Annotated in this window: 13 protein-coding genes; 5 read left to right on the top strand and 8 right to left on the bottom strand. The window is 41.4% G+C overall.

Annotated features, from left to right (window positions below):
• Positions 1 to 19 precede the first annotated feature (19 nt).
• The 4 genes from ACZ5B7_RS02775 to ACZ5B7_RS02760 form a co-directional block, all read right to left on the bottom strand.
• Positions 20 to 1,996: an oxidoreductase gene (locus tag ACZ5B7_RS02775; RefSeq protein WP_464492546.1), complete on the bottom strand. Its 1,977-nt coding sequence runs from the start codon at positions 1,994 to 1,996 to the stop codon at positions 20 to 22.
• Between the two features lie 149 nt (positions 1,997 to 2,145).
• The gene (locus ACZ5B7_RS02770) at positions 2,146 to 3,375 is read right to left on the bottom strand and encodes a PucR family transcriptional regulator (RefSeq protein ID WP_464492545.1); all 1,230 of its coding nucleotides are present in this window, start codon (positions 3,373 to 3,375) and stop codon (positions 2,146 to 2,148) included.
• 195 nt (positions 3,376 to 3,570) lie between these two features.
• Positions 3,571 to 4,986 (bottom strand): NADP-dependent phosphogluconate dehydrogenase, encoded by a 1,416-nt coding sequence (gene gndA, locus ACZ5B7_RS02765; RefSeq protein ID WP_464492544.1) that lies wholly within the window; start codon positions 4,984 to 4,986, stop codon positions 3,571 to 3,573.
• An 86-nt stretch (positions 4,987 to 5,072) separates the two neighbouring features.
• Positions 5,073 to 5,744: a GNAT family N-acetyltransferase gene (locus tag ACZ5B7_RS02760; RefSeq protein ID WP_464492543.1), complete on the bottom strand. Its 672-nt coding sequence runs from the start codon at positions 5,742 to 5,744 to the stop codon at positions 5,073 to 5,075.
• Positions 5,745 to 6,056: 312 nt separating this feature from the next.
• On the opposite strand from ACZ5B7_RS02760, the gene hxlA reads away from it, so the two are divergent.
• Entirely contained in the window at positions 6,057 to 6,698 is a 642-nt protein-coding gene (hxlA, locus tag ACZ5B7_RS02755; protein WP_378588400.1) for a 3-hexulose-6-phosphate synthase, read from the top strand.
• Positions 6,699 to 6,714: 16 nt separating this feature from the next.
• The gene (hxlB, locus tag ACZ5B7_RS02750) at positions 6,715 to 7,272 is read left to right on the top strand and encodes a 6-phospho-3-hexuloisomerase (protein ID WP_378588397.1); all 558 of its coding nucleotides are present in this window, start codon (positions 6,715 to 6,717) and stop codon (positions 7,270 to 7,272) included.
• Between the two features lie 71 nt (positions 7,273 to 7,343).
• On the opposite strand, the gene ACZ5B7_RS02745 is transcribed toward hxlB, so the two are convergent.
• Positions 7,344 to 8,975 carry a PucR family transcriptional regulator ligand-binding domain-containing protein gene (locus ACZ5B7_RS02745; RefSeq protein WP_464492542.1) on the bottom strand — a complete coding sequence of 544 codons (1,632 nt, stop codon included), beginning with the start codon at positions 8,973 to 8,975 and terminating at the stop codon, positions 7,344 to 7,346.
• A 282-nt stretch (positions 8,976 to 9,257) separates the two neighbouring features.
• On the opposite strand from ACZ5B7_RS02745, the gene ACZ5B7_RS02740 reads away from it, so the two are divergent.
• On the top strand, positions 9,258 to 10,922 hold the full coding sequence (locus ACZ5B7_RS02740) for a PucR family transcriptional regulator (RefSeq protein WP_464492541.1): 1,665 nt from the start codon (positions 9,258 to 9,260) through the stop codon (positions 10,920 to 10,922).
• Positions 10,923 to 10,962: 40 nt separating this feature from the next.
• Here ACZ5B7_RS02740 and ACZ5B7_RS02735 read toward each other — a convergent pair whose 3' ends face one another.
• Together ACZ5B7_RS02735 and ACZ5B7_RS02730 are read right to left on the bottom strand one after the other, a co-directional pair.
• Positions 10,963 to 12,366 carry an amino acid permease gene (locus tag ACZ5B7_RS02735; protein ID WP_464492540.1) on the bottom strand — a complete coding sequence of 468 codons (1,404 nt, stop codon included), beginning with the start codon at positions 12,364 to 12,366 and terminating at the stop codon, positions 10,963 to 10,965.
• A gap of 58 nt (positions 12,367 to 12,424) precedes the next feature.
• Entirely contained in the window at positions 12,425 to 13,201 is a 777-nt protein-coding gene (locus tag ACZ5B7_RS02730; RefSeq protein WP_464492539.1) for a creatininase, read from the bottom strand.
• A 514-nt stretch (positions 13,202 to 13,715) separates the two neighbouring features.
• Here ACZ5B7_RS02730 and ACZ5B7_RS02725 point away from each other — a divergent pair.
• Positions 13,716 to 14,951, top strand: a complete 1,236-nt coding sequence (locus ACZ5B7_RS02725; RefSeq protein ID WP_464492538.1) for a M24 family metallopeptidase — start codon at positions 13,716 to 13,718, stop codon at positions 14,949 to 14,951.
• A gap of 156 nt (positions 14,952 to 15,107) precedes the next feature.
• Positions 15,108 to 16,334 (top strand): YbfB/YjiJ family MFS transporter, encoded by a 1,227-nt coding sequence (locus ACZ5B7_RS02720; RefSeq protein WP_464492537.1) that lies wholly within the window; start codon positions 15,108 to 15,110, stop codon positions 16,332 to 16,334.
• Between the two features lie 52 nt (positions 16,335 to 16,386).
• Here the strand turns inward: ACZ5B7_RS02720 and lpdA are convergent, their stop codons facing one another.
• The gene (gene lpdA / locus ACZ5B7_RS02715) at positions 16,387 to 17,787 is read right to left on the bottom strand and encodes a dihydrolipoyl dehydrogenase (RefSeq protein ID WP_464492536.1); all 1,401 of its coding nucleotides are present in this window, start codon (positions 17,785 to 17,787) and stop codon (positions 16,387 to 16,389) included.
• Between the last annotated feature and the right edge of the window lie 16 nt (positions 17,788 to 17,803).

Below are 17,803 nucleotides of genomic sequence, written 5' to 3'. Positions count from 1 at the left end.
AAATCCCACCCCTTTTCACTTAAATCTGTCTAGCGACCCTTGTACCTTCTAATAGCGCATTATTTAAACCGCGTGCAGCAACGGCATCGCCAACAAGGTGAAGATCAGGCACTTTTCCTTTCAGTTCTTTCCATAAGCCGTCATTTGCAACTCCTTTTGCAGCAACTACCACAGTATCGTATGGTCCCATTTCCCATTCACGGTGTGATAGATAATGTTCAACTAACACGGTTTTGTCCTCATTGATTTCTTTGGCATTTGTTACAGGAGTAATCTGTACACCCAGGCCATCCAAGCGGGCATATAAGTCAGGACGCATCGTTCCGTCAATTTCTTCCCCTACAACCCAAAGGCGTGAAATCACTTCAACAACATGTCCTCTTTCAGCAAGGAACTCCGCTACAGATAAACCTTCTTGATGGTGATGTTCATCAATAAACAATACTCGTTCTCCGATTTGGGCGGTTTCGGCCAAGGCTTCTCTGGCTGTAACAACAAATGGTAAATCCGTTCCCGGAATATCGAGCCTTCTAGCTGTCGAACCAGTTGCCACAACGACGGAATCAGCACCAAATGCTACTACATCGTCTACAGTAGCGGTTTTACCCAGTTGCACCTCAACACCTAACTTGCGGCACTGCCCTTCCAACCAGTCAACGGAACTTGCCCAAGCTTCACGATTAGGGGCTTTAGCTGCCAAACGAATTTGTCCGCCCAGCTGGCCGCTTTGTTCCCAAATTGTTACATTATGTCCTATCTCTGCAGCCATACGTGCCGCTTCTAATCCGCCTGGGCCTCCGCCAATGACTAATACTTTTTTCGCAACCTCTGCAGGCTTCCATTCCAGCAATTCGCTTTCACGGCTGATGAGAGGATTTTGGACACAAACCATTGGTTTGCCGATATAAATTCTGCCGATACAGCCTTCATTGGCCCCCATACAAATTCTGATATCATCTATTTTGCCTTCCTGTGCCTTCTTAGGAAGGTCAGGGTCTGCGATAATGGCACGGTTCATTCCGACAAAATCCGCTTGCCCTTCTTCAAGAACTTGGTTTGCCTGCAGCGGGTGAACAATTCTTCCACAGGTTAAAACCGGTACATCACATCCATTTTCCTGCAAATAGGAGCGGATGGCCCCGGCAAAACCGGTAAAGATTCCAAGAGGATAGTTCATCGATGGAACGGTCAATGCTGTGTGATATTGTGTCGCACCCACGGACCCGATGACATTGAGCAAGTCAATTTTTCCACTCTTCACACTTCGAAGCGCAATTTCCTGCATATCTTCATTGGTAAGACCGCCTTCAATCAGTTCATCACCTGTGATCCTTAACGCCACTAGGAAGTCATCCCCGACGGCGTCTCGAACGGCGTCAATCACTTGATTGCCAAATCTCATCCGGTTTTCCAAGATACCGCCATATTGATCGGTCCGGCGATTAGAAATAGGCGACCAGAAGTTATCAATCATATGCCCGTGGGCTGCCGAGATTTCAACTCCATCAAATCCGCCTTTTTTCAGTCTTAATGCTGCCTGAACATAGGCATCCACTAACCAATCAATATCGTCAGGCTGAACAATATGCGGCATATGATAATGGTTTGGTTCCGGTATATCGGACGGGGCATAGGTTGGGAGCCATGTAACATCATTCCAAGTACGGCGCCCACGGTGTGAAATCTGGGCCATCAGTACGGTGCCATATGGTTTAATTTTTTCTGACATTTTTTTGAAATAAGGAATTACACTATCATCCCAGTTGTGAATTCCGCCCCAGTCGGAGTTCGGAGAAGTAGGATGGACGGAAGATGATCCCATCGTCATCAGCAATCCTACACCACCCCGGGCTTTGGCTACATTGTAATCGATGAATTGATCAGACGGATTACTTGTAGGGTTAAAAGCGGTTGCATGCGCGGTAACCGCAATCCTATTTTTGATTTCAATGTGACGAATTTGTTTTGGGCTAAACAGCAGATCCAGATTTTCCATTTTCTCATCTTCCTCCCTGAATGTTTCGTAATTTTTTTAATTTTATAAATTCCTTACTTGGTTTTAATTATAAAAATTCTCCCTGTTCTTTTCTTCGTATAAAATACAGAAAAAAAAGAGGCAATTTTTGCAAAAATACACAAATGCCTCTACGTTAAAAATTTTTCAGTTTTTAGGTCAAAATAAAGAATTAACTTTTGCATCGGATCCATTAAATCGATTTCCCCGATTTCCTCTATTCTCTTTAAGCGGTAATTAAGAGTATTGATATGAATATGCAGCGCACTTGCGGTTTCTTTAATATTGTCATGTTTTAAATAGATTTCTAGCGTTTTCAGCAAATTAGAATTTCCTTGCTGGTCATATTCGCCGATTTTCTGCAGAGCCTGATTCTGATAGGCTTCATCGGCATTTTTTTCTAAAATGGCGGGGATAAATCGAAAAAAACCTAATTGAGGATAATGGAAAATACCTTTTGTTTCCTCTGGAAGCTTTCGTTTGATCCCAATTACTGTTAAGGCTTCTTGGTAGCTGGTTTGGATTTTCCGATAATTGGAATAGACACACCCACAGCCCCCGATAAACCCCGAAGCCCCTAGTTTTTCCGTCATTTGCGAAATCGCACTCGAAATAAAGCTGCTGCAGTTTTTATTTGGAGTACCTTTCCGGGCATCAGGATTGACTAAAAAAATAAGCCTTTGGCCCTCATTACTACTCATGATGACCTGCACCGATTTGAAAGTGTTCGCTAAATAAGCAATTTGCCTGTACATGCTTTCACTTATTTCTTCTGGAGATTCAAATACAATGACACTAAATTCGGAAGGAAGGGAGACTTTTACTTGGAGCGCCCTCTCCTTAATTCTTTCCTGAGTATTGATCTCACCCGATAGAATCTGCTGGAAAAACTTATGGTATCCTTCGTGTTCATTTTTTCTTCTAGACCGAAGCTGCAATAGTTTGATGCCCACTGCTTCTGCAGCCTCTTTCAGCAATTGGGTCTGCCACTCTTCATCAGCATGTCCGGAGCCAATCACCCAAATATGGCCCAACAGATCATTTCCATTCCTTACAGCAATCGCAATTCGGCTGCCAAAACCGGCCTCGTCGATGGGAGAAACACGAATGGGATTGTCACTGTTTTTCAGTTGTTGAATGACACCATCCCTCCATAAACCATTAATGATAATTTCCGGTACTTGGCGATTAATGATCGTCGCAATCCTGCCGGCGTCTGTGACCTTTTCATGCGAGCTATAGGCAAGAAGCCGGAAATTGACATCCTCCACCGTAACGGGACAACCAAGCAGATCACTAATCGTATCCACCAATTCTTCGAGACTATCAATGTGAACAAATGAATTACTATCTTTCCCCATCTACCTAACCCCTTTTTAGTCGAATTCTATCATTACCCGCTAAGGAAGTTTTCCAATCCCTATTTTATTTAAACCATGTTTAACTGTTCCCTACCAATGACGAATATCACATATTCGCCCTTATTTTTCCATCAATTGCGAATTATTTGAAAAATAAAAACCCTGGCTAGGCCTAGGGTTCAAAATAGAATTTGTTTATTTTTCCAGCCACTCAGTATGGAAAATACCTTCTTGGTCAACACGCTGATACGTGTGTGCACCAAAGTAATCACGCTGTGCTTGAAGGAGATTGGCCGGCAATGTTTCTGAACGATAACTATCATAGTAGGCAATCGCGCTCGAAAAAGCGGGAACTGGAATACCGGACGTAATGGCCACTGCCACTACCTCTCGTAACGAAGATTGATAGCTTTCGACAATCTCTTTAAAATAAGAATCTAATAATAGATTCGTAAGTCCTGGATTCCGGTCATATGCCTCTTTAATTTTTTGTAAGAATTGCGCCCGAATAATACAGCCGCCGCGGAAAATCATGGCGATATCGCCATAACGGAGGTTCCAATCATATTCTTCTGACGCAGTCCGCATTTGGGCAAATCCTTGTGCATAAGAACAGATTTTACTCATATACAAGGCTTTTCTTACCGCATCAATGAAATCCTCTTTTTTGCCTTCAAAGGCAGTTGCTTTTGGCCCCTTTAACAATTTGCTTGCCTGCACACGCTCTTCTTTCATAGCAGAAATAAACCGGGCAAATACCGATTCAGTGATAATCGGAAGCGGAACTCCCAAATCCAGGGCATTCTGGCTTGTCCATTTACCAGTGCCTTTTTGTCCGGCCGAATCCAAAATGACATCGACAAGCGGTTTGCCGGTTTGTTCGTCCACTTTTGTAAAAATATTCGCCGTGATCTCAATTAAATAACTGTCTAATTCTCCTTTATTCCACTCTAAAAATACTTCGTGAAGCTCCTGTGCAGTTAAACCCAACAGCTGCTTCATAATAAAATAGGCTTCCGAAATTAACTGCATATCACCATATTCAATACCATTATGTACCATTTTGACATAATGTCCGGCCCCATTTGGTCCGATATATGTGCAGCAAGCATCTCCTTCTACCTTTGCGGAAATCGCCTCCAAAATGGGTTTCACCAATTCATAGGCTTCTTTCTGGCCGCCAGGCATGATGGAAGGACCCTTTAATGCACCTTCTTCTCCTCCTGAAACACCTGTACCAATAAAATGAAGGCCTGCTTCCGCTAATTCCTTATTCCGTCTAATCGTATCCTGGAAAAACGTATTGCCGCCATCAATAAGTATGTCCCCTTCTTCAAGATACGGTTTTAAAGATTGGATCGTTGCGTCTGTGGCCGTACCCGCTTGAACCATTAACAAAATTTTCCGGGGTCTTTCTAATGAATGTATAAACTCTTCCACACTATATGTTCCGACAATCTTTTTACCTGCTGCTTCTTTGGTTAAAAAAATTTCTGTTTTATCCGAGGAACGGTTGTAAACCGAGACGGAATATCCCCGGCTTTCAATGTTTAATGCAAGGTTTTTCCCCATTACAGCTAAACCAATTACACCAATCTGTTGTTTTGGCAAAATATTATTCTTCCTTTCTAGTTAAGATTAAAGCATATGGCAGAGTGATTCCAATCCCTTTCATCTCTATGCCAATTACCTTTTACCTAAATTGGCAGCAGCTGAACCTGTTTATTTTTCTCCAAATTCTGAACCATCACATACCATGAGATTGGTTTGTTTGGTAAAACGGTATAATATCGTTTTAAGAATTTCACAATAAGGTTTGTAGGCAGTTCTTTCAGATTGCCATCGGTCGGAAGAAAGCAAAGATCGAGGCCGGTTACAGGCTCGCCGTCATTATTCCAGGATGGATGGACATAAGGAAAATCAAGGCGTTTATAGCCGAGATGCGCCAATACCTCGCGGCGGACATAGGGATCCATCGGCTTAACACCGCCGAATCCATAATCGTCTACTTGGTATGGATCATAAACTTCGGCAAACATACCATATAATTCTTCCCCGTTTTCTGCCGCTAAAGCTTTCAAATCTGCAAACCTCTTATTTGCCAAAAAAGGACCTATCCCCAGCCCGGCTTGACCAATAATGGTAAAATCAGTCATCGCAATATTAAAGTCTTTATAATAACGATATTCCGTCGCTCCTACTACTTTATTATTTTCAACTGCCACAAAAACCCGTATATCTGGGTCTTCCAAAGGCTCTTTCCACAAATTAAATTCTAGTACTTCTTCCGGCGGGAACACTTCTCCCATCAATTGATGCAACTGTTTAAAATACGGATCTACTATATTTGTTATTCGATGGTATTCCACTTTTTCTTCACCCCTATTATTGATTTAATCAGCTTTTGCCAACTACAAATAAAAAAGATTGAAAGATTATTTTTATTATTAAGTACAGATTGAGTTTTAACAAGTACACACTTTTTTGTTAGATAGTGAGAAAAAAAACACCTAATTTGTAAGATGGTGCCAAGATTTAAGGCAGGTTCAAAGGTCTTTTCGGCACGTTTTTACAGTGTCATTTTTAACACTATATGAAAAAAAAGTGCATACTTTGTTTTTGGAAAATTGCAAATTATAATGAACATTGTAGCAACCAAAATATTAAAGGAGGAACAAAAAATGGAATTACAATTAGCTCTAGACCTAGTAAATACTGAAGAAGCAATTAAATTAGTGGAAGAAGTTAAAGACTACATTGATATCGTAGAAATCGGTACACCAGTAGTTAAAATTGAAGGTCTTCAAGCAGTAAAAGCAGTTAAAGAAGCATTCCCACAATTAAAAGTACTAGCTGACACGAAAACAATGGATGCAGCAGGTTACGAAGTTTTAAAAGCAGCCGAACATGGTGCTGATATCGTTACGATTCTAGCAGTTGCTGAAGACGAGTCGATCAAAGGTGCAGTTGCAGAAGCGAAAAAACAAGGCAAAAAGATTCTTATTGATTTAATCGCTGTTAAAGATATTGCCAAACGTGCCGCAGAAGTTGACGCAATGGGTGTAGACTATATCTGTGTTCATACAGGTTACGACCTGCAAGCAAAGGGCCAAAACTCCTTTAAGGACCTTGAAACACTTAAAAGTGTCGTAAAAAATGCAAAAACTGCCATCGCAGGCGGCATTAAATTAGAAACACTTCCAGAAGTTCTTAAATCAAACCCTGATCTTGTCATTGTAGGCGGCGGTATTGCGAACCAAGCTGATAAAAAAGCTGTTGCGGCTAAAATGCAAGACATGATTAAGCAACATGCTTTAGTGTAAGAAGGGTATTTCCATTATGACAACTCTTAAATATGCTTCAGAAATTGTAAAAGAGGTAGATCGGACAATTGGCCAAATTGCCGAAGAGGATTCTGAAAGATTAGTAGACAGAATTCTTGAGGCCAGAAAAGTATTTGTAGCCGGGGCCGGAAGATCTGGATTTATGGCCAAATCTTTTGTAATGCGCTTGATGCATATGGGGTTAGATGCTTATGTTGTAGGTGAAACGGTAACCCCCAGCCTGCAGGAAGACGATATTTTAATTATTGCATCTGGATCGGGTGAAACCAAAAGCCTCGTCTCAATGGCAGAGAAGGCTAAATCAATCGATGCCACGGTTGCAGTTGTTACCATTTCTCCGGAATCAACGATTGGCAGATTAAGCGATGTAGCCATTAAAATCCCGGCCAAGCCAAAAGCTGGTGCGGATGGTGATTACAAAACCATTCAACCGATGGGCTCATTATTTGAGCAGACCCTCTTACTTTACTTCGATGCGACCATCTTAAGGATCATGAGCAAGAAGGGTTTAGAATCTGGCGTTATGTATGGCAGACATGCAAATTTGGAATAGAATTCAAAACAGCTTCACCATCCGGTGAAGCTGTTTTATTTCACTAAGTAAACAGCGATTTAAAGTTAATTTCAACTACCTTGATTTGACAATGATTCAAGGTCGAGCGCGACCTTAATCCAAAATTGACAGCTCGTAGATGACAGGCTGTCCCCGATGAGTTCCTCAATCCGTTCAATTCGATACCTCAAGGTATTCCGGTGAATATGCATGGCTTTAGCGGCACTTTCCCGGTTGTACTCAAGCGAAGCGAGACATTTTAGCGTCTCATAGAATATGAAACCACGTTCGGTAAGCAATTCCTTTGGCAGGATTAAGTTCCGTAATTGCTCAGCCCTGTCCGAACTCATTGCTCCATAAATAAGCAGCTCACGCCTAAATCGGCCGGCAAAATATGGCCCCTCTGATTGACTTTTGTATAAAACGATGGGCACTAAAGCTTTGGCCTCACGGTAGCTTTCAGCAAGAGATGACACGTGCTGCTTTGTTTCCCCCAATATAAGTACCGGGGCTGCTTCTTGACTGCTTTTATTTATGTTGTGTTGTAAGCGCTTTAGTTCCTTTTCGATTAAATTCTGATCTCCGCTAAAAGACAGGATTAAGACAAACTGATTCTCATATATCTCGCATAATCCGTCAACTTCAGCTGTATCCTCAATCCATTGTTCACATTCAGCCAGCAGCTTGTCCATATCTTCCCGCTCCCGAGGTCCATGCTTATTTTCATCAAAGAGAATCAGACCCGCAAGCCAATTTGTGCTCCGTGAAAAACCCAGCTCTTGTACTTTTTCTTCCATAATGGCGGGGGCTTCTTGCGGATTTTCGATTAGAAACTCCAGTAATTCCAAACGTAACTGTCTATTTTTCAGCTCCGTTTCCTTGTTATGTAGTACCTGATCGATAAGGAGAGCTGCCGCAAATTCGAGGATAGGAAGCTGTTCCTCCGTCAAGTCATTACCTGAGGGTAAAAGCCAAAGAGCTCCCCAAAAATCCCCTTCTATTTGAAGAGGAACAACAAAAGCATCCGTTTGTTCGCTGATTACCTGTACTTTAGTATCTATCGGTCTATCGTCAAGCAGACAATCAGATAAACCTTTTTGGAAGATTGGAATAAGGGAACCAAATACTTCTGGCAGGTTCATGCTGGTTTCTTTTGGAACTGATTGTTCTAGTACTTTGTTCGCAGAATCAGTAATGACGGCTGGACAGTTCAAATGTTCACTCAAAAGCTCGCAAACTTTTATTCCGCTATTTGCCTCTCCTAATTCATTTGCAAGTTTACTAGGCAGTTGTGCGGCTAATTCTCTTTTTTTAATTTTGCGGTTCATAATTTCAATATGAATCGCATGGGTTATTTTCACAAATGGTACATGATAGGGTGCTTCTAAAACAGGAATCGCATATTTTTCTCCAAATTCCAAGGCAGCCGGAGGACATTCTGTTAAGTAACGCCCGGTCGCAAATAGAATGCCTGAAATTTGATAACTCAAATATCCTTCAAGAAGTTTACTCTCCAATTCCTTATCTTTCGGCCAGCTTTGTCCGCTAGTTAAAAGCAGTTCCCCTCCCTCCAGGAAATGCTGCACATCATCATATTCAAAAGCGTGAGCCCAGCGTACTCTTCGATACAGTCCTTTTTGCCCTGAACGGACGGTTATACTGCTCAACTGCGACAGCTGTAATGCCTCTTTAACTGTTAACACGCAGTTTTCCCCCTTTGTGCCAGATGTATAGAAAATTCTAAATTTTATTACAATATTTTAGCATTATAGTACAATTGTGCAAAATATTAAATAATGCTAATCTTATTAAGCTACTATTTTATGATAAAATAGTGTAGAGCAATCTAGCTTTATACTTGTAATTTTCCCAATCTTTCGATAATACTTACATATCTATTCTATCACTTTAATAAGTTTTCTGCACTTTCAGACCCCCTGATATGAAAGCGCTATATATATGAAATTAAATAAAGGAGGATTGCTATGATTACAATGAGAGAAGTCTTACAATTTCCTGAACTCCAGAAAGCGGTGGTCCATGCCGGAAAAGGCGGTTTAGGCCGTAAGGTCCGCTGGGTTCACGTCATGGATACTGAGGACGTGGGCCTCTTTTTAGAGGGTGGAGAATTTCTGTTGACGTGTGGACAAATATGGCCGCAAAATAAACAAGCGGAAGAAAGACTTCTCAACTCCTTTCTTCGCAACCAAATTTCTGGTATTCTCTTTGCCACAGGACGATACTTAACTGGATGCCCTGCCGCTGCATTAGAATTTGGTGAAAAAAACTCCATTCCTGTAATCGAAGTTCCATATAATGTCCCGTTCGTGAAAATTACCGAACAAATTCATCTGGAAATCATAGACCGACACTATAAAAAAGTGGAGCGATCTGCACGGGTTCCAATTGAACTTAGGGATAAATTACAATCTTCTCCCAGTTACTCGTCCATTTGTGAAATTCTTGCCGATTATCTTCATTGCCCAGTTGCGATAACGGATACTGCCAATCAAATCTATGTAAAGGCGTCTCCAAACGGAGGAGAGCGTGTTAATTTTCAAAAGTGCATCAATACTTTTATTCAAAACAAGCAGTCCCATCAGCTGATGAATAATACAAAAACCGTTTATTTATCTGATAATCCCCCATCCTATATTATGAACGTTCCGATAAAGATAGAGGGAATAAAAAGGGGTGCTCTTTGGCTGATCAGTCCCGGGCAAGAAGTAAATGAAGAGTTTGCTTATAGCCTCGATTTTGCCGCAGACCTCCTGGTTGATATCGTTTTAAATAAGCAAGATCTCGAAGCAAGAGGCAGACAGCTACGTCTTGAATTACTGGAACTTCTGCTTGAAAATCCTGAAACAGCCTCTATCATTATTGAAGAAAGAATTCAGGAGCTTAGAATCGAACAACAAAAGCATTGGCTGGCAGGACTGATTCTTGTCGGGGTAAACAATCTTACCTCTCCCCTATCAATTGGGATGGAGTCAATTCGTGATGAATGTAAAAAGTGGATTGATGAAACCGAAGGGCTAAACGGCTTTTGCGAGATCTATAAAGAGCAGTTAGTGCTTTTTCTAGCATCTAATCTGGATAAAGCTTCTATTAAACAAGCAGTCCATCATTTACAAGATAATGTAAGAAATACAACAGCTCACACAGCTCCAGTCGTGGTTTTAGGAGAGATTAAACAGCATGTTTTGTCTTTTAAAGAAAGTTACCAGGAGGCTAAAGCTTTGGCGCCTTTAGTTATTCATCAAAGCCATTCGGGGGGAGCCTACTTTTCGGAGCAATTGAAACGTGAAATGTTTCTTTATGGGGGGCTAAGCCCCAAGAAAGCAATGGAATTTAGAAATATCATCTTACCAAAGGAATTACTGACTGAACATGGAACCACCCTATACGAAACGTTAAAATGCCTTGCATTAAATAACTATAATCGCGATAAGGTAACAAAAGATCTTCACATCCATCTTAATACTTTACGCTATCGTATTAAAAGAATTGAACAACTTTTTGAAGAAAGTTTAACGTCGCCACGGTGCCAATTTTGGATTCAGGTAGCGCTTGATCTTGAATCATTGGCCACTGAATACAAGGAATCGGATCTGAAGAACGAATCAGAAGGCGATATAGCGATAATTTGAAAAAAGGTCTAATGGCGACTCCCATTAGACCTTTTTCACGCTAATCCAGCTTAGTTATTTCAGGCTTAAGAATGTTGGCATTAATTGAATTTTTCTTGGATATGTTCGTTTTAATAGCATATAAGATGACTACTACAATGGCACTAAGGATGCTTAAGGTAAACTGAGACCGGGTACTAGCGTTAAAAGCCATTGTCGTGATGACCGCGATGATTGATAAACTGGCCAAAATTGTCAGATACGGGTATGCCCACATCCGTAATTTAAGACGCTCAGGCGCTTCACGCTCGATCTTTTTGCGAAGTATTAGCTGCGAAATTGCGATTAATAAGTAGACGAACAGCGCAATAGCTCCAGAAGAGTTCAATAAGAATTGAAACACTGTATCTGGTGATACGAAAGCCATAATAACGGAAATGAATCCAAATATCGTACATGTCAGGATTGCTTTTAACGGGACTCCTCTTTTTGTCACTTGTGTAATCCATTTAGGAGCGTCTCCTTTATCCCCCAGAGCAAATAACATCCTCGAAGCAGTGTATATGCCGGAGTTCAAACATGAAAGGACGGCTGTTACAACAACTAGGTTCATAATCGTATCCGCGTATGGCATCCCCATTACTTTAAGTGCACTAACATACGGATTTGTAAGTGCTTTTGCATCATTCCAAGGAATAACACTTACGATAATAAAGACGGACCCTACATAGAATGTCATGATCCGGACAATAACAGAGTTGACCGCTTTTACGACTGCTTTTTCAGATTCAACTGACTCAGCTGCGGCAATTGTTACGATTTCGGAACCAACGAAGGAAAAAATAATGGTGGCAACAGCGATAAAGACGATTCCAGGTCCTTTAGGAATAAATCCGCCATGTGCCGTCAAGTTAGATAAGTGCATTTCTGTACCAGGCAATAAACCAAAAATGTAGGCACCACCAAGGGTAAGGAATAACGTGATAGCAACAATTTTTATCAATGAGAACCAATACTCAAATTCACCATAGGCTTTAACTGAAAAGATATTCGTGACCGTTAAGGCTACAAGCAAAATGAGATTTAATGCCCATAAAGACATATTAGGAAACAACCAATCTCTTAATATTTGAGCACCGGCAATGGCTTCTACTGCAATAACAATAACCCAGAAATACCAGTACAGCCAGCCCACGGTGAAACCCGCCCAATTCCCCAGCGCCTCACGTGCATAATCAGAAAATGATCCTAATGATGGCTTAGCAACAACCATTTCCCCGAGCATTCTCATAACAAGGATGACTAAGATCCCCGCCAATAATGCTGTAACGACAGCAGCCGGTCCTGTCATCTGAATGATGGCCCCGCTTCCGACAAATAAACCCGCACCGATTGAACCGCCAAAAGCAATCATTGTTAAATGCCTAATCTTTAGGCCTTTTTGCAGTTGTCCTTCCTGACTCATAAAATCTCCCCTTATTAAAGATTATTTTTTGTTCAGATGTAAAACAAACAAATGGAGACTATTTAAAAGTGACCAAATCTAAGGAGAATTCTTTTTTCAAAAAGGAAACGATTGTTTTTGTTGCATCTTCTACGATTAGTTTCCCTTTCTCAGCAGAGCTGGATCGTGCTGAATGCAAGCATCCTGTAGCCGGAATAAGAGATTTAGATGGAGGAAAGCTTTGATAGGTTGGAGGACTTACCATTCCATCATCCGTAATCAAATCTTCATTAACAAGTTCTGGTGAAAGATGCATCATTAAGGATGTTTCGGAAATTGCCGCATGTTCCAGGGCCCAGCCCGGGAATTTTACTTCATCAAATACTCTTGACACTGTTTCAGATGATAGATTATCCCACCAATTGCAAATTAAAACCTTAGGAAACTCTTCTGTTTGATTTCGAAGCAAGAGATCACAAGCTTCCGAAAGAAATGCCTCATTCTCATAATGGGCGCTGAAAATGAGAATTTGCTTCCAGCCATCAGCCACGAACTCTTTCAATAAATCGTATACTAATGAGGTTAAAGTAGAGCCGTTTAGATCAATCGTTCCTGGGAACATCGGCCCGCCGCCTGAGGCCGGCAGTGATTTATACCCATAGGATACTGTTGGGGCTACTACCGCATTCACTTCCCCGGCGATAGCCAAACTAAATTGTGTTGCGATAATCGTGTCAACACCAAGCGGCAAATGGGGCCCGTGTTGTTCTGTAGAGCCGACAGGTAATATTAAGATCCCATTCTCTACTTTGTCACGATATTCTTTCCAGGTCATTTTACTAATAAGACGATTCATTCCTCTACTCCTTTCAATTATAATGACCTTCTGCTTCGAGCTGAAACTGCCTTCATTAATCTAAGATCCTGTTGTTACCTCCCATCTTCTGTCATGTATTCTCTAAGCTGCTATTGGCTTTGTTTTTTAAATCTTAACACCCTATGAAAGCGATTACTATTGACCGAAAGTGCTGAATTTTTGGAAAATTACACATAATTTTATATCTATTTTAGACAAATACAACAAAATAACAAGCAAAAGATGAGATTTCTACAAACTAGCTTTCAATGTATTGGAACGAACTTGTACTGCGTGCACAAGATATCCCCTGTTTTTAAATCAAATATTAAGCATGAACATCCAATTGTTAACACGGAATATCGGTTGTAAGATGAAATTATATCAGGTAGTTTTCAAAATATTAAAAAATTGGTGGTGGTTGCTATAAGTACATAAGAATAGAAGATTTATAGTTTCCAGGTTAGCAAAGCTTAAAAATAAATTTTATTATTAGGAAGGCAGGAGAAGAAACATGCAACAAATCACAGATCTTGAAAGAACGAAAATTCTGCACAACGGCGAAAAGTTTAAAGGAACTTTCTCAAAAGCGGAAATGGAGCGCCGTAATACGAACTTGCGCAATTACATGGCTGAAAAGGATATTGACGCTGTATTATTCACTTCTTACCATAACATTAACTATTACAGTGACTTCCTATTTACTTCTTTCAACCGGAATTATGGACTAGTTGTTACCCAAAACAAACACGTAACAGTCAGCGCCAACATCGACGGCGGAATGCCTTGGAGAAGAAGCTTCGATGAAAATATCGTTTACACTGACTGGAGAAGAGACAACTACTTCTATGCCATCCTAAAAGTTTTGGAAGAATCCGGAGTTAAAAAAGGCCGTTTAGGCATTGAAGAAGACCATGTATCCGTTGACCTTCGCAAAAAATTTGAAGATGCATTTCCAAACTTTGAATTAGTTGATGTTTCTCAAGACATTCAGAGATCACGTTGGATCAAATCTGCTGAAGAAATCCAACACATTAAAAATGGTGCAAGGATCGCTGACATTGGCGGTTATGCAGTTGTTGAAGCAATCCGTGAAGGTGTGCCTGAATATGAAGTAGCTCTTGCCGGAACACAAGCAATGACGCGTGAAATTGCAAAATTATATCCGCAGTCTGAATTAAGAGACACTTGGGTATGGTTCCAGTCTGGTATTAATACCGATGGTGCTCATAGCTGGGCTACATCTAGACAAGTACAAAAAGGTGATATCCTAAGCCTTAACACATTCCCGATGATTGCCGGTTACTATACTGCTTTAGAGCGTACAATGTTCTTGGAAGAAGTTTCTGATGCCCATCTTAAATATTGGGAAATTAACGTTGCCGTACACAAGCGCGGTATTGAATTAATCAAGTCTGGTGCAGTATGTAAAGATATCTGTGCAGAGTTAAATGAAATGTTCCGCCAGCATGACCTAGTTAAAAACCGTACATTCGGATATGGCCACTCATTCGGAGTTCTATCACACTACTATGGCCGTGAAGGCGGGCTAGAATTCCGTGAAGATATCGAAACAGTTCTTCAACCAGGAATGGTCGTTTCTATGGAGCCATGCTTCAATATTCCTGAAGGACAGCCAGGTGCCGGCGGCTACCGTGAGCATGATATCTTAGTTATTAACGAAGATGGTACTGCTGAAGATATCACTGGCTTCCCATTTGGCCCTGAATATAACATTATTAAGAAGTAATTCAGGCGCTTAATAAAACAAAAGTTTGCTAGAACTGGGGGTTCATCGCCCCCAGTTTTATTCGCTTATAAAGCAGGAAACTTTTTTGAAGCAGACACATAGATTCTAACAAAAGAGGTTGCTATTAATCTATGCAGAAAGGAGCATTAGAAATAAATGAAGAAAAACCAGCAAATTTGGAAGTATGCCTTAACATCCACATTAGTATCTTTATGTGTAATTGGCTTCGGCAGGATGTCTTATGGGATTCTAATGCCCTTTATGAAAGATAGTTTATCACTTACTTACCAGCAGGCCGGATTATTGGGCACAGTTACTGCTGTCGGCTATTTGAGCCTAGTTCTCTTTGTTGGCATATTTGCGGCGAAATGGGGATCGAGGAAGTTAATCATCATCGGGACCTTGCTTGTCACCTGTGGTTTAGTCTATTTAACCTGGACGCAAACTTTTCTTAGCTGTTTAGTTGGAATGGTGCTGTTAGGGATCGGGGCTGCGTTCACCTATACCCCGCTGGTAAATATCGTGGTGGGATGGTACCCGCAGCAAAGAGGAATGATGATTGGCTTTATTATTAGCGGTTTAGGATTAGGGTCACTGATTTCAAGCATACTAATACCAGTCTTTACTGATTGGTTCTCCACCAATGGCTGGCGATATCTCTGGCTTTTATTCAGTTTCGTCACTCTTCTTTCTTCCATTGTTTCCTATAGAATCCTTCGAGACCCTCCAACAGTGTTACATAAAACTGCTCAAAAGGGACATTCTTTTGTTCATGATGTGTACCTAAATAAAAAAGTTGTCCTGGTTGCAGTCATTTATGGGTTGATTGGATTTGCTTATTTAATTCCACAAAGTTTCCTATTTAGCTTTTTATTGGACTCACATATTAATCAATATTCTGCCGGCCATATCATGTCTTTGGGCAGCATTATGTCCATCTTTAGCGGGCCGTTATGGGGAACGATTTCGGACAAAATTGGCAGGAAGACGTCCATGCTTATTACCCTTTTTCTTGGCGCCATCTCGATGATCATCCCGATTGTATTTCCGGTATACCTTGGGTTTGTCATCTGTCAATTCCTGTGGGGGATTACGTACGTCGGAATGCTTTCGCTTATTCAAGCTCTTTCAACAGAGCAGGTTCATCAATCTTACGCACCTGTTGCATTAGGTTATGCCACTGTTTATTTTGCTGTCGGACAATTTATTGGCCCAGGCCTTGGCGGCTGGTTTATCGACTATCTTGGCGGAATCCCTTCTGCGTTATATCTTTGCAGCGGGCTACTTCTCGCAGCCTTTGGATTATCTACACAATTAAATAAAAAAGTAAAAGGAAAGCTGGTATTCGAAAAGCATCATGAATTAATGGAAGGCCATGAGTGAATTCCTCATAGAAGAAGGGTAACCCAAAAATACTGGGTTACCCTTTTACTAATTAGGCATGTAGTTCCTTCCCCTCAACGGCCAGTGCCGCTTCACCAATCGCTTCGGCTAATGTCGGATGAGGATGGATGGTATGAGCAATCTCCATCGATGTTGCATTTAGAACCTGAGCTAAGCCCAGTTCCGTAATCATATCGGTTACATGTGGTCCAATCATATGTGCCCCTAGCAACTTATTAGATTCTTGATCAACAACCAGTTTGACAAAGCCATCTGCTTCCCCAAATACGAGCGCTTTACCGATTGCCCGGAATGGGAATTTACCTGTTTTCACCTGATAGCCTTTCGCTCGAGCCTCATCTTCTGTCAGCCCGACACTTGCTACCTCCGGGCTTGAATAGATACATTTTGAAACAAGCGTATAATCGAGTGGTGCCGGTTTTTCACCCGCCATATGTTCAACTGCAATAATGCCTTCATGGGAGGCTACGTGGGCAAGCTGCAAACCGCCAATTACATCACCAATGGCATAAATATTCGATTCACTTGTTTGATAGAATTCATTTGTCCTGATTACACCACGGTCAACTTCAACAATAGTATTCTCAAGACCAAACCCTTCCAAGTTGGCCAGTCTTCCGACTGATACGAGCAGTTTATCAGCGGAGTATGGAACTTCCTTCCCTTTTTGTTCCGCCTTAATCGATACACCTTCGCCTTTTTCTAATGTTTCTGGCAGCACCTTTGCCCCAGTGACGATTTTTACGCCTTTTTTCTTCATAAGGCGCTGTGCTTCCTTCGAAATTTCCTTATCCTCTGTCGGCAAAATGCGGTCGGCATACTCGATGACTGTTACCTCTAAACCAAAGTCAATTAACATAGAAGCCCATTCGATCCCTATGACACCGCCGCCAACAATCAGAATCGAACTAGGCAATTCTTCCATTTGCAGTGCTTCGTCGGATGTCATGACATACTTCCCGTCCTCTTCCAAGCCAGGCAGTGTCCTTGGGCGGGAACCTGTTGCGATTAAAATATTTTGACAGTTTAAGAGGATTTCCTCCTCCTCATTATTCAGTTGTACTGAAACATTACCTGCCCCTATAATCCTGCCTTTGCCTTCATAAACATCGATTTTTCCTTTTTTCAGCAAATGCTGGACTCCCTTAAACAAGCGGTCCGTGATTTCTTCCTTCCGGGCCTGGACTTTTCGAAAATCAAGGCTGACTTCAGGCGCAATCACCCCGAATTTTTCACCATTTTTTGCATTAGCAAATACTTCCGCACTTCTTAGCAGTGCCTTGCTCGGAATGCAGCCTGCATGCAGGCATGTTCCGCCGAGCTTTCCTTTTTCCACTACTGCCGTTTTTAACCCTAATTGGGACGCCCGAATGGCTGAAACATACCCGCCTGTTCCTCCGCCGATAATGACAACATCATATTCCTGTGACATTCTATATATCTCCTTT

The sequence above is a fragment of the Neobacillus sp. S1115 genome, from assembly GCF_055385565.1.
This window is presented reverse-complemented; position numbering and strand designations above follow the sequence as displayed.

What these genes read in the sequence shown, in the direction of transcription:
- ACZ5B7_RS02775 (WP_464492546.1), bottom strand. Translation starts at nt 1,996, where the DNA reads ATGGAAAATCTGGATCTGCTGTTTAGCCCAAAACAAATTCGTCACATT.
- ACZ5B7_RS02770 (WP_464492545.1), bottom strand. Translation starts at nt 3,375, where the DNA reads ATGGGGAAAGATAGTAATTCATTTGTTCACATTGATAGTCTCGAAGAA.
- hxlA (WP_378588400.1), top strand. Translation starts at nt 6,057, where the DNA reads ATGGAATTACAATTAGCTCTAGACCTAGTAAATACTGAAGAAGCAATT.
- hxlB (WP_378588397.1), top strand. Translation starts at nt 6,715, where the DNA reads ATGACAACTCTTAAATATGCTTCAGAAATTGTAAAAGAGGTAGATCGG.
- ACZ5B7_RS02740 (WP_464492541.1), top strand. Translation starts at nt 9,258, where the DNA reads ATGATTACAATGAGAGAAGTCTTACAATTTCCTGAACTCCAGAAAGCG.
- ACZ5B7_RS02735 (WP_464492540.1), bottom strand. Translation starts at nt 12,366, where the DNA reads ATGAGTCAGGAAGGACAACTGCAAAAAGGCCTAAAGATTAGGCATTTA.
- ACZ5B7_RS02730 (WP_464492539.1), bottom strand. Translation starts at nt 13,201, where the DNA reads ATGAATCGTCTTATTAGTAAAATGACCTGGAAAGAATATCGTGACAAA.
- ACZ5B7_RS02725 (WP_464492538.1), top strand. Translation starts at nt 13,716, where the DNA reads ATGCAACAAATCACAGATCTTGAAAGAACGAAAATTCTGCACAACGGC.
- ACZ5B7_RS02720 (WP_464492537.1), top strand. Translation starts at nt 15,108, where the DNA reads ATGAAGAAAAACCAGCAAATTTGGAAGTATGCCTTAACATCCACATTA.
- lpdA (WP_464492536.1), bottom strand. Translation starts at nt 17,787, where the DNA reads ATGTCACAGGAATATGATGTTGTCATTATCGGCGGAGGAACAGGCGGG.